Here is a 12,425-nt window from a genome sequence, read left to right on the forward strand (position 1 = left end):
TGCTGGATTCATGCATTCTGCTACCCATCCCTATGCGGGTTTATTTATTGTCCTAGAGGGGGGAGAGGGCGCCGGCAAAACCACCCAAATGGGGGCGATCGCCACCTGGCTCGAAGAAAGTGGCTGGTTGGCAAAATTACGAGCCTCTGATATTGATCCCCCCTTGCTTTTGACCCGTGAACCGGGGGGGACGCCCCTTGGCCAAGGCCTACGGCAATTGCTGCTCCATAGTGATTTAGAGATTGATCCCCTAGCGGAGCTGCTCCTCTATGCCGCCGATCGCGCCCAACATGTGGCCACCTGTATCCGTCCGCAACTGCAACGGGGGGGCATTGTCCTGTGCGATCGCTATACGGCTTCTACCGTTGCCTACCAAGGCTATGGGCGGGGGCTGGACTTGCAGATCATTGAGCACATCAACCGGATTGCTACGGGGGGTTTAGGAGCGGATGTAGTTCTCTGGTTAGATCTTCCCGTCGGTGTTGGTCTTGCCCGTACCCAACAGCGGGGCATAGCGGATCGCTTCGAGCAGACTGCGGTGGCCTTTCACGAGCGGGTTCGGCAGGGATTTATGGCCCTAGCTCAGCAAGGGAGCGATCGCTGGCAGCGGATTGACGCCCACCAACCCCTAGATCAGGTGAGTAAAGCTATTCAAGATTGCCTAGCAGCTCATCTGCACCGCTGGTTTGAGACCTTGAAGAAGCGCCTGACTGGGGGCGATCGCGACTTGCCATAGCTCTAGTCCTTCCCGAAAAATTTGCTCCATGGGCAGCATCTGGCCCCTGGTGGTCATAAAGCGGTGATCCGGTGTTGCACAAATGGTCGAGCCATCCTCCAATTGATACTCATACACGGGACGGAAGCCCTGAAAATGCCACTGGGCAATGGGCTGCGTGTAAAGATGACCTTGGGCATCAAGACTATACACGTGACAGGTCAACCGCTCCTGCACCAAGCGCCGAATGGGAACCGCACCATATTCCACGGTCATCACCGCAGTCTCACCACTCAGGCAGTATTCAGCGAAATCCAGCATCTGCTTAAAAAGTTCTTGGGCTACGGCACTGGGCACCCCATTTTTAGCTGCTCCCTCGATGAAGAGGGCTTCATGTTTTTCCATTTCCTCTTTTTTCTTTTTGCCCATCGCCCGGCGGAGGAGATCCGCTTGACCCAGGGAATAGCCCGCCAAGTCCTGTGCCATCCGCATGATCTGCTCCTGATAACACAGGACGCCGTAGGTTTCGCTTAATATCGGCTTCAAACGCTCATGTTGATACTGAATGGGCTCGCGGCCGTGCTTGCGGTTAATGAATTTCGGGATCAGCCCAGCATCCAAAGGCCCCGGTCGATAGAGTGCCAGCACCGAGGAAATGTCCTCCAGATTCGAGGGCCTCAGTTCACGGACAATTTGGCGCATCCCCGAGGATTCCAGTTGAAAAATTCCCTCCAGTTTACCTTCCGCTAACAGTTGATAGGTTTTGGCATCATCGAGGGGTAAAGCATCAAGGTCAATCCGCTGACCATGGTTTTTTTCGATCAGTTCTTGGGTTTTTTGGATCATGGTCAGATTTTTCAGACCCAGAAAGTCCATCTTCAGAAGGCCGAGGGATTCTAAATCCTCCATGAAGTACTGGGTAATCACGGCGCCATCGTTGTTGCGCTGCAGCGGCACCAGTTGATCCAAGGGTTCTGAGGCAATGACGACGCCAGCCGCATGGACACCATAGGTTTTGTTGGTGCCCTCAATGCGCATGGCCATATCAATCCAGCGGCGCACGAGCGGATCAGTGTCGTACTTTTCCTTGAACTCCGGCGCAGGGGTTTCCTCGGAGATCATGACTGCCAATTTGACGGGTTTGCCCCGCACCACGGGAATCAGTTTCGCCATTTGATCGGCTTGGCTATAGGGAATATCCAGCACCCGTGCCACATCCTTGAGCACCGCCTTGGAGGTCATGCGGTTGAAGGTGATGATCTGGGCGACGCGATCGCTGCCGTATTTTTGGGTCACGTACTGGATGACTTCCTCGCGGCGGTCAATACAAAAGTCCGTGTCAATGTCGGGCATGGACTTGCGCTCAGGATTCAAAAAGCGCTCAAAGAGCAAGCCATGGTGAACCGGATCAATGTTGGTAATGCGCAGGGCATAGGCCACCAGGGAACCCGCTGCCGATCCCCGCCCCGGACCTACGGGGATGTTGTGGTCGCGGGCATATTTGATGTAGTCCCAAACGACTAGGAAATAGTTGGAGAACCCCATCTGCTGGAGCATTTTGAGTTCGTATTCCAAACGCTGCCGATAGGTGGCCTCCAACTGCTGGCGATTGCTGAGGTGAAATCGCTCTAGCAGTCCTTGCCATGCCACTTGCTCTAGGTAGGTATCTGCTGTATGGCCAGGCGGCACCGGAAACTCTGGACTTTGGGGTTCACGAAAGATGTTATAGGCTTCAATCTTGGCGGCTACTTCGAGGGTATTCGCCAAGGCCTCTTGAATGACCTGATCGGGCAAATGATCCCGAAACAGCCGAGCCATTTCAGCGGCGGATTTCAGGTACTCTGTACCGCTATAGCGCATCCGCTTCTCATCGCTGAGCAGCTTGTTGGTTTGGATACAAAGCAGGGCGTCGTGGGCTTCAACGTCATGACAGGAAATAAAGTGGGAGTCATTGGTGGCAATAATTTTGATCCCCAACTCACGACCAATGCGCACCAGTTCAACGTTGACCACCCGATCCTCTTGACTGCCGTGGTCTTGGATCTCAAGGTAAAAATCCTCACCAAAGGTCTCTTGATACCAAGCAGCAACACTGCGTGCTAAATCCGGTTTGCCCTGCAAAATAGCTTGGGGAATTTCCCCTCCCAAACAGGCACTGGTGACGATCAGCCCTTCGCGGTATTGGGCGAGGAGTTCCTTGTTGATACAGGGGCGGGCAAAAATCCCCTTTCCCTGAAAGCCCTGAAGGTGAGAGATGGTGGTGAGTTTGCAGAGGTTGTGGTAGCCTTGCTTATTTTTGGCCAGCACCACTTGGTGAAAGCGGGGTTTGCGCTCCTGTTTGGTGATGTCGCCATTGATGACGTACATCTCATTGCCAATAATTGGCTTTAGGGGCTTGCCGCGACAGAGCTTTAGCAGTTCAATGGCACCATACATTACCCCATGGTCCGTGAGGGCGATCGCCGGCATTCCCAATTCCATTGCCCGTGCCACTAGGTCGGGAAGCTGACTAGCACCATCAAGCAGACTGTAATCACTGTGAATATGCAGACCGACAAAGGACATGGGCAACGGCTACCAACTTAGGAGAAAGGCAGGAGACTAGGACAACTCAGGCAAGCTGTTGAGATAGGCCTTGAAATCCGCTTCAGCCTCGCGGAAGCTCTCTTGAGCTACGGGAATACTATCGAGATCGGCGCCTTGATCAATTTTCAGGAAGTCATCGGTCAGGGCACGGGTCAAGGCCGTGGGGGTGGGTTGGTCCTTTGCCAAAAGGTTGCGGTTGAGGGCTCGCATATCCATCAACATTTCACCGAGGGGGCCGCGCATAATGTTGCGGGCTTCCTGCCAATCGCCTTTGGCGATGCTGACCTCTAAATCAGCAAAGCGTTCGGCATTTTTCTCAATGTCGCTCAGGTAGTCTTGAATGCGAGTAATTTGCAACTCACTATAGGTGGGTGGGGGTGAGGTTGTGGCACTGGGGCCGCCACAGCCGACTAAAATAATAGCAACAATGCTTAATAGGATTGAAATTAAGGACTTTTGATTTAGACGCAGCATAGAACCTCAGCAGTCAATAGTGTCTTCAAAAACACGGTTCTATTCTGCCATGATCCCGTCGCGATCGCCCGCCGTGCAGCGAAGCTGTTTGCTCCTTGAGGGTATCTCTGCGGGGCAATCCCTGACCCTGAGGGGATGCCCCCACACCACGGTTGCCTGATCGTAGATCACCATTCCCGGATTAGCACCCTTCGGTTTTTGCACATACTTGCGGCGGGTATAGACGACGGGCACTTGGGCACTGGCTCGCGCTTGACTATGGTAGGCCGCCAAATCCGCCACGTATTGAATATCTTTGTCACTGGGGACATCCCCCGCTTCAAGGCGGAGAATGACATGACTGCCGGGAATCTCTTGGGTGTGAAACCACCAATCGTAGGGACTGGCAACGCGAAAGGTGAGATCGTCGTTCTGACGGTTGTTGCGCCCCACAAGAACCGTAAAGCCACTCGGTGTTGTATAGCGTAGGTAGGGACTAGGGGTGGTTGGCGGACAATAGTAATCGGGGGCTATCAGGTATCCCTGTTGAATCAGTTCAGCCCGAATCTCCTCAAGGACATCTAAGGATGTGGCCGCAGCCAGGGTGACCGCCACCTGATCCAAATAGGCAAGTTCCCCTTCAGCAGCCGTGAGGAGTGGCGTAATGTGCTGCTGGGCACGTTTCAGTTTTTGGTGTTGCCTGTATAACTCCTGAGCCGTTTGGATGGCACTTTTTTCTGGGGAGAGGGCAATGGCGAGGGGTTCTTGGGTGGTAAAGTCCGTCACGATCAGTTCGGTCATGCCGGGTTGCCACAGGTGGGCATGGGCCATGAGTAAATCTGCGAGGTACCGTGGGCGATCGCCCCCCACCGCTGCCGCCAATCGTTCCCGAAAGCCCTCAATCTTGGCGATGAGTTTTTGCCGTTGTGCCTGTAGGCTCTGGTGCAACTGTTGCTGAAGTTGCTGTGTTTGCTGTTGCTGGAGTTGGTCTTGGTAATAGGTGGCCAGGATCTCGTGGATGCTGCCGGTGGAGGAGGTCTGCACTCCAAGCGGGGGAATGACGCGATAGCCCGTTGCTGTGAATTGAGGCACAAAATGCCCCCTCTCTAAACACTTCAGCCAGTGCTGCCAATGGTCAAACAGCCGCCGCCACTCTGCAGCGCTTAGATCTGTAGTGCGACACTCTGGGGGCAAAGCGGCATCGGCCAGTAATTGCTGTACCAACGCAGGACTCAAGCCCCGATAGGCCTTCAGGAGTTGCTGCCGCAGCAGTCCGGGGATCACACTCACCTGTTGTTGCCATTGCTCAAAGGGAATCTCGCTACTGGGCAGCGCTGCCGTCAGGGGGGGTGGGGGCACATAGGGCTGACCGGTGAGAATTGGCCGCAAGCGGGACTGCTGGGGGCTGACTTGGTGGGCGGCGGTAACAATTTCCCCCTCAGCGTTTACCAGGATCACGTTGCTGTACTTGCCCATGATCTCGGCATAGAGACGCCACTGCGTTGCTTCCTGCAGACGGGGTGCAAATTCCAAAACCACAACGCGCTCCCAGGGGTTGATTAAACCAACCCGCACAAGGGCAAGGCGATTGAGTTGGGCATGAAGCTGCTGACTAAAGGTAAAGGTGTCTGGCTGGCGGGGGGGCGGTGGTTCAAAGGCAACGCGTGCCGCTTGGGGATGCCAACTGAGGGTCAGCCAACCCTGTTTTTTGAGTGTGCGTAGAGCCAAGGCAATCGTGTGGCGATCGCGCTGGTAAACCGTTTCGAGCCGTGCTGGTAGCCAATGTTGGAGATCGGCACAAACAGCACGCAGAGTAGTTAAATCAACGGGTTGCACCGTCCAAACTCCGCAGGATTTTTTGAGGGAATCGGCATCAAGCTATACTAGTCTAGCCACTCTCTGGCCTTTTGCCACCCTGTGCTCGCTATGGCACTTTCCCGTCAATATCCACCCCCCTTACCCCTGGCTCAGCCTTGGCGACGGGCGATCGCCAGCAGCATTGACTTTATCCTAATCTGGCTGACGAGCGTTGTCGGTATCACACCGGGAGCGGCGATTCAGTGGGGGCAACTCTTTGTCTTTGCCATCGTTTGGTGGTTACTGCGGGTGGCGATGGTCAACCGCAATAAGGGTCAAAGCCCCGGCCATTGGTTGATGAATGTGCGACTGTTGGATCAGCGGCAGCGGACACCGGATCTGCTCTCCCTCAGCAAGCGAGAACTGGTGATTGGCATCGGGGCACTGCTGACATTGGCGGGCTTGGAATCCTATGGCCCTAGTATGGCCCTCATTATTTTGGCGCTGCCCTTAGCCGTTGACTGCAGTCTGGCCTGGATTGATGAAGAACACCGCACGCTCCACGATCGCCTAGGCGGCACAAAGGTGTATCGTTGTCGGCGGGGCTTTGCCCTCGATCGCAAGCTGATTGAATTGGTCAGCAAAATCCGCAAAGATCTGCCATAATTAGAGATCGGCTCACTGGATAGATAGGCAAGACCATGGCTAAAGCAAAAGGCGCCAGAATTATTATCACCCTAGAGTGCACAGAGTGCCGTACTAATCCGGCACAGCGATCGCCCGGTGTCTCTCGCTACACCACCACCAAAAATCGTCGCACCACCACAGGGCGGTTGGAACTGAAGAAATTTTGCCGCTACTGCAACAAGCACACCGTTCACAAAGAAATCAAGTAATTTAGAGGACAGCTATGGCATTTTATCGGCGACGCATTTCCCCCATTCCCCCTGGCCAACCCATTGACTACAAAGACGTGGATTTACTGCGACGTTTTATCACGGAGCGGGGAAAAATCTTGCCGCGACGGGTGACCGGTCTCACTGCCAAGCAACAGCGGCAACTGGCAGTAGCCATTAAGCGGGCACGGATCATGGCCCTCTTGCCCTTCTTGAATCTCGAAGGCTAGGAACTCGCGCTCGCCAATTGGTTTTTGTGAAGGGGTAGGTTGAAGCTTACCCCTTTCTAAATATGCCAATAAAGAACAAAACACTATCCAGCATCACCATCGCCAATCACCTCATGGAACTCATCTGTTTTTTTCCGCTGAGGCCCCTCTCGTCGAGGAGGTAACTAATCCTGGAAACTTCCACCCCAACTTCCTGGGCCTGATCGATTAAACGGTCATCGGGGTTGGCAGCAACATCTAGCACTAAGGCCGCCCCCTCAAGTTTCCAAGGACGAAGGGGACCACCTTGGGCACTCAGTGGTCTCGTTTCAGCCAGCGATGGAGGGTGGCGCGACTTACCTGAAAGATTATTAGGTGGCCTCATTGATTTTGCCACCTTGCTTGACATAGGAGACAACTCCTCATGTTCTTTAAGGAGCCTTTGAGGATATTCGGGATGCGGCAGGGGTAATCTATTTCCCTTTGCAATATATCACTCCCTTTCGAAATAGCTATATTTTTGCTTGCTCTCCCTACCTAGCTGTGTAAACATGAGAATGGTTATCATTCATCTGTTTCTCTATGGCTATTCAAGCGCACCTTAAACGCTGGGGGCTGCTGCTAATTCTGGGGGTATTTTTGGGCAGTTGTGCCCCCCCAGCCCAGTCGCCACAGGAGCGGGAGACCTCACAGACCTCACAGACAGCAGGGCAATTCACGATTGTGACGACTTTTTTACCCATCACTGCCTTTACAAAAGCGGTCGTGGGCGATCGCGCCACTGTCGAGCAACTGTTGCCCCCTAATGTTGATGCCCACGACTTCCAAGCCCGTCCTGAGGATGTGCGGCTTTTGGGGACGGCAAGGGTCTTGGTCAAAAACGGCCTTGGGTTGGAAACGTTCCTTGACCCCTTAATCAAGAATGCCGCCAATACAGACCTTAAAGTCATTGATACCAGTGCTGGAGTAACCCCAATTGCCAGCGCAAAGGGTGATCCCGACCACACCCATGATTACGACGACCATAGCCACAGTCATAGCCATGGTGAATTCAATCCCCACATTTGGCTAGATCCCCAGCGTGCTGTCCAGCAGGTAAAAAATATTCGTGATGGTTTGATTGCCGTGGATCCTGAAGGGGCTGCCATCTATGAAGAAAATAGTGCTGCCTTTATTCAAAAGTTAGAAGCACTCGATGCCCTGGCACGGGAAAAGCTCACTCCCTTTGCCGGCAAAACATTTGTGATCTATCACGATGTGGCCCCCTATTTTGCCGAGAGGTATAACCTGAAAGCGATCTATCTCGTGGGCAATCCCGCCGTTAACCCCTCACCAGCGGACGTGCAACGGGTGATGCAGGCGGTGCAGCAAAGTGACCTGAAAACGCTCTTGACTGAACCGGGGCAAGAACAGGCCTTTGAAAGTTTAGCGCGGGATTCGGGGGCAAAAGTGAGTGTGTTTGATCCCCTAGAGCGTGCCCCTTCCGCAGCAGATCTCACCCCTGCCTATTTCCTGGGCAAGATGGAGCAGAACATTCTCAACCTTGCTGAAGCGTTTGGGGCGCAACGGCAAGCCCATCGTTCCCCTTATTCCTTGGCGGTTTTGGAGTTGGCGTGGATACCCCTGTGAAGGAATACCTACTGGAGGTGGAAAACCTCTCCGTGCGGCGGGGCGATCGCTGGGTGGTGGAAAATGTCTCCTTTACCCTCGCAGCCAATACGAATATGGCCATTATTGGTCCCAATGGGGCAGGCAAAAGTAGCCTGATTCAAGCCATTTTGGGAATTATTCCCTACCAGCAGGGACGGGTGACGCTCCTAGGGTATGGCATGACCTATCGCCGCACACTCCCCTATGTCCGCCAACAGGTGGCTTATTTGCCACAGAACTTCCAGTGCGATCCCCGCATTCCGATCACAGTGGCTGAATTTGTGGGTTTGGGCTGGGGGCAACCGACATGGCAGTGGCCTTGGCAGTACCGCCAGCAGCGCGATCGCGCCATCTTTGAGAGTCTCCAACGCCTGAACATAGAGCATCTTGCGGCGCAACCCATGAGTTCCCTTTCCGGCGGCGAAACAAAACGCGCCCTCTTGGCCTATTGCTTGGTGCAACCCCGTCGTCTCCTGATTTTGGATGAAGCTCCCGCTGGCTTAGATTGCCGAGGTGAGCAACAGTTTTACGATCTCCTCGAGACCCTCAAGGTGAGCGAGGGCTGGGGGATTTTACAAATTTCCCATCACTTGGAGCGGGTCAGGGCAACCTGCGATCAGGTGCTGTATCTTGATCGCTCTGTCCAAGGACTAGGAACTCCCGAAGGGGTGCTGCAACAATTTGCGGCCTAGGGGGCTGATTCTCTCCTGAATTGAGCAAAGAAATCAAGCAGAATCCGCTGGTGGATGGCTCCTAAGGGGCGATCCTCCCCGAGGGCTTGGGCATAGTGAACGCCAGCCACCACAGAAGCGTAGGGTACTAAGTCCATCCCCTGTCCTTCGTTGAGTACCAAGCTGCCCAATTCACAGGTTAAAGGGCCTGTGAAAATATAGCGATGTACTTGGGGATCGCTGTACTCGCCAAAAAAGGTGAGCTGGGGTGGGCAGTAGCCAATCTCCTCATAGACTTCCCGCTGAACGCCCGCGAGCGGTGCTTCTTCAGGTTCAAGGTGGCCGCCAAAAAGTCCCCAGTGGCCAGGATACAAGATATGGGCATAATCATCTCGCAGTTGCATAAGAACGCGATCGCCTTGGTAGAGAATGGCAAGGGCAACGGGAACAGTCGTAGTTGCTGGCATCGTCTTGCAGAATGTGTCCTTAGGGCTAGGTTACCCTAGAAACGGGAATCTTAAAGTAAAATGAAAAACATAGCCCTTGAGAGATATGGCAGGCTGCTATTGCGACGGTAATCAAAACGGTAGGCAACGGTGAACTAGACATAAAGCTACGCCTTTAGAGGGTATTGCCGTTCCATCTGAGCAAAATCAACGCTGCCCATACCCATAGCAAATTTTAGATTTTTACATCTTTTTTATAAGATTTTACAAATTGGTATACGGTGGCACATTCTTAAGATTGTCTTAATATTTCTCTTGGGGTTGCGCTATTCATTTACTCGTTTTCTGGAGTTAATTGTCCTATGTTTTACCGCTTAGCCGAACAACACCGCCAGTTTATTCGCGACTTGGTGCTGAACCTGCAAGCCCTAGCGATCGCCCTCGAAAATCGAGGCTACATGGCCTCCTGCTACACCTGTGGCGGTGAACTCAACAGTGCCTCCTTCATGGTCAGCTTGGCCGACAACCACCTAATTCGCTTTTTGGTCTCTGATTATGGAATTACTTGGACTGAAATGCGGGACGACCGCGAACTGATGAAACTAGAAGGGGCAGAGGCCATCAACCAACTGCAAGAACTGGCCAATCTCCTCAAGGAAGTACGGGTCCCCACTGCGGTTTAACCCTGGCGGGGCTACCCTCGCCGCTTTTGTCGGTGCTAGCTTAAAAGTAGCTGGGCTTCCCTTCTGCTTTAATCCTCACCCTCAATGACTGAAGTTTCCCTTAGTTGGCAACACCAGTACCGCAGCGTTAACCAAGTGCGCCTGCACTACGTCACCCAAGGCAGCGGTGATCTAGTGATTTTGTTGCATGGCTTTCCAGAGTTTTGGTACTCTTGGCGATTTCAAATTCCCGTTTTGGCTCGTCATTTCAAGGTCGTAGTGCCAGATCTGCGGGGCTACAATGACTCCGAGAAGCCTGCCCACGGCTATGATCTCGATACCCTCAGCCAAGATGTAACGGCGCTCATTCAAGAGCTGGGCTATGAACGAGCACACATTGTCGGCCATGATTGCGGTGGCCTCATAGCTTGGCATGTGGCGGCACGCTTTCCGCAGAGGGTGCAGCATTTAGCGGTTTTGAATACCCCGCACCTCTACCCTGTGGGACTGGAACTCTGGCAGCAGTTGGAGCATTTTTGGCGCAACTGGCCGCTATTGGCTTGCCACATCCCCGGCTTAGCGGAATACTGGCTAGGGCACAATCTGCGGAGTTTTTTGCAGGATTTCTTTCAGCGCTACTCCATCCGCAAGGCGGCCTTTTCAGCAGAAACTGTGCAACTCTATCAAGCGGCTCTTGAAAAAGCGGGAGCGATCGCGGCTGTCCTCAAAAGTTATCGCCATCTTTTTTCACCCCAACAGTGGTGGCACCTACTGCAACAGCACACGGAAGCCATTACCAGCCCCACCCTGATCCTCTGGGGTGCCGATGATCCCCTCGCCCCGCCCCGCCTTGCCAATGGTATTGAAGCGTTGATCCGTGCACCGTGGCGGCTGAAATACCTGCCTGAGTGTGGCCATTGGGCCCAACAGGAAGTGCCAGGGCTCGTCAATCGCGAACTCCTTGCCTTTTTGCGGGCATAAAAAATCCCCCCACCCCTGAGGCAGAGGGAAAGGTATTTAATTTAATAAGGCATTTACTGAGCCAATCAACGTCCTTAGGCGAGCCACTCCAGCACCGCTTCTTCCTTGGTATTGGTGCGGCGTTCGGGGGTTTCGCGAGTGAACTTCATGTGAATGGCGCGGTTTTGTTCCCCATCTGCGGCCACTGCTAAGATCGGGAAGTCGATGAGGCCATCTTGGAAGGACATTTGGAAGCGGAACGTGCCATCGGGATTGAGTTTGATGGGGCGCCCACCAATGGTGACGGTGGCATCTGGCTCCGTAGCCCCATAGACAATGAGTTCAGCATCCGCCACTAACCAGAATTTGCGCGGACGAATGGGAGCCGCCGAAGCTGAGAAGCCAACGCCCGACATCGTCAGACCCGAAACCGTCGGCACCGCCCATAGCCCAACTCCAGAGGGGAAGACATAGGAACTGATGGCCATTTCTGGCAACTGGGAGATGGAGCCGGGGACTTGGTGCATAGAACCAAAGAGGGAACCCGCCACCCGTTGCGCTTCTGCCCCTTCGGCCATGGCAAAGATGCCCTCATAAATGGGATTGGGTTCGGCAGTGCCTGCCAAGGGTGCCCCCAGATCAAAGAGGGTTTTGCCCCGCAGATCCATATCCCAATCCACGGTAATGAATTGATCCCAAACCCAATCTGAGGGGTAGGCGGGGGGAATATGAATGGGGGCAGAACGAGCTAGAACTAACCAGCGGCCATCGGCACAGCGATAACCAATTTCCACTACATAGTCGCGATCGCTCACGGGGATGGGCAGATACCACTCCCGCGCCAACTCATCGCAGGGGTACTCCTGAACACTGTGGGGAATTTGGCTATCGAGGTTGATATTGGTGGCATCGTAGAGGCGTAAAGCCAGTTGCTGCCCCCCTTGCCGCCGCAATTGTTCGCGGTGCTCGTTGGGCACATCCCAATAGGCGTAGGCCCACTGGGGATCACGGGGCATGAGGACAATGCGGCTTTCACCATAGCCACCCGGCAAATCCCCAAGGCCTTCATCCACTGCGGCCAAGAGAACATCATCTTGAGCAGGACCGAGGTCAAACTTTGCGGCTTCCACTTTTTCTTGTGACTCCAGACTAGAGGGGACAGGTTGGATAGAAATGGTGGTGGTTGATCCGTTGGCTTGCGCCTGTTTTTCACGGATGGCAGCGAGGAGCTCATCTTTGCGCATACGGCTATAGCGGGATACTTGCAGTTCACTGGCAACACGCCGCAACTGCCGCAATGTCATTTCTTCTAACGGGGGGCGATCTTTTGGCATGGGTGCCTCCTTCGTAGGTTGATAGACGAAGCTATCGTTTGCCCTT

The 12,425-nt window shown here is 53.9% G+C and carries 13 protein-coding genes; 8 read left to right on the forward strand and 5 right to left on the reverse strand.

Annotated elements, in window-relative coordinates; translation table 11 throughout:
* Positions 1-10 precede the first annotated feature (10 nt).
* Positions 11-736, forward strand: a complete 726-nt coding sequence (tmk, locus tag Q0W94_RS02410; protein WP_297760605.1) for a dTMP kinase — start codon at positions 11-13, stop codon at positions 734-736.
* Here tmk and Q0W94_RS02415 read toward each other — a convergent pair.
* From Q0W94_RS02415 to Q0W94_RS02425, 3 genes are read right to left on the reverse strand one after another with little or no spacing between them, the layout of a single operon-like run.
* Positions 662-3,280: a DNA polymerase III subunit alpha gene (locus tag Q0W94_RS02415; protein WP_297760608.1), complete on the reverse strand. Its 2,619-nt coding sequence runs from the start codon at positions 3,278-3,280 to the stop codon at positions 662-664. The two genes, tmk and Q0W94_RS02415, sit on opposite strands and share 75 nt — an antisense overlap.
* Positions 3,281-3,316: 36 nt before the next feature.
* Positions 3,317-3,775 (reverse strand): photosystem II protein PsbQ, encoded by a 459-nt coding sequence (gene psbQ / locus Q0W94_RS02420; RefSeq protein ID WP_297760611.1) that lies wholly within the window; start codon positions 3,773-3,775, stop codon positions 3,317-3,319.
* Between the two features lie 39 nt (positions 3,776-3,814).
* A complete protein-coding gene (locus Q0W94_RS02425) occupies positions 3,815-5,590 on the reverse strand; it encodes an NFACT family protein (RefSeq protein ID WP_297760614.1) in 1,776 nt (591 codons plus the stop codon).
* A 90-nt stretch (positions 5,591-5,680) separates the two neighbouring features.
* Between Q0W94_RS02425 and Q0W94_RS02430 the strand changes: the two genes are divergently transcribed.
* The 5 genes from Q0W94_RS02430 (at position 5,681) to Q0W94_RS02450 (ending at position 8,998) form a co-directional block, all read left to right on the forward strand.
* Positions 5,681-6,217: an RDD family protein gene (locus tag Q0W94_RS02430; RefSeq protein ID WP_297760616.1), complete on the forward strand. Its 537-nt coding sequence runs from the start codon at positions 5,681-5,683 to the stop codon at positions 6,215-6,217.
* 35 nt (positions 6,218-6,252) lie between these two features.
* Entirely contained in the window at positions 6,253-6,447 is a 195-nt protein-coding gene (rpmG, locus tag Q0W94_RS02435) for a 50S ribosomal protein L33 (protein WP_024125325.1), read from the forward strand.
* Positions 6,448-6,461: 14 nt separating this feature from the next.
* A complete protein-coding gene (rpsR, locus tag Q0W94_RS02440; protein WP_011057896.1) occupies positions 6,462-6,677 on the forward strand; it encodes a 30S ribosomal protein S18 in 216 nt (71 codons plus the stop codon).
* A 561-nt stretch (positions 6,678-7,238) separates the two neighbouring features.
* On the forward strand, positions 7,239-8,285 hold the full coding sequence (locus tag Q0W94_RS02445; protein ID WP_297760621.1) for a metal ABC transporter substrate-binding protein: 1,047 nt from the start codon (positions 7,239-7,241) through the stop codon (positions 8,283-8,285).
* Positions 8,270-8,998, forward strand: coding sequence for a metal ABC transporter ATP-binding protein (locus Q0W94_RS02450; RefSeq protein ID WP_297760624.1), 729 nt, complete (start codon positions 8,270-8,272; stop codon positions 8,996-8,998). The genes Q0W94_RS02445 and Q0W94_RS02450 overlap by 16 nt, the downstream gene beginning before the upstream one ends.
* Here Q0W94_RS02450 and Q0W94_RS02455 read toward each other — a convergent pair.
* Entirely contained in the window at positions 8,995-9,444 is a 450-nt protein-coding gene (locus Q0W94_RS02455; protein ID WP_297760627.1) for an NUDIX hydrolase, read from the reverse strand. The genes Q0W94_RS02450 and Q0W94_RS02455 overlap by 4 nt on opposite strands.
* A gap of 341 nt (positions 9,445-9,785) precedes the next feature.
* Here Q0W94_RS02455 and Q0W94_RS02460 point away from each other — a divergent pair, with 341 nt between their 5' ends.
* Together Q0W94_RS02460 and Q0W94_RS02465 are read left to right on the forward strand one after the other, a co-directional pair.
* Positions 9,786-10,106 (forward strand): DUF1815 family protein, encoded by a 321-nt coding sequence (locus Q0W94_RS02460; RefSeq protein WP_297760630.1) that lies wholly within the window; start codon positions 9,786-9,788, stop codon positions 10,104-10,106.
* A gap of 84 nt (positions 10,107-10,190) precedes the next feature.
* Positions 10,191-11,066, forward strand: a complete 876-nt coding sequence (locus Q0W94_RS02465) for an alpha/beta fold hydrolase (protein ID WP_297760634.1) — start codon at positions 10,191-10,193, stop codon at positions 11,064-11,066.
* Positions 11,067-11,140: 74 nt separating this feature from the next.
* Here the strand turns inward: Q0W94_RS02465 and Q0W94_RS02470 are convergent, their stop codons facing one another.
* Entirely contained in the window at positions 11,141-12,379 is a 1,239-nt protein-coding gene (locus tag Q0W94_RS02470) for a DUF4912 domain-containing protein (protein WP_297760637.1), read from the reverse strand.
* Positions 12,380-12,425: the final 46 nt, after the last annotated feature.

It is taken from the genome of Thermosynechococcus sp. (assembly GCF_025999095.1).
Lineage (GTDB): Bacteria > Cyanobacteriota > Cyanobacteriia > Thermosynechococcales > Thermosynechococcaceae > Thermosynechococcus.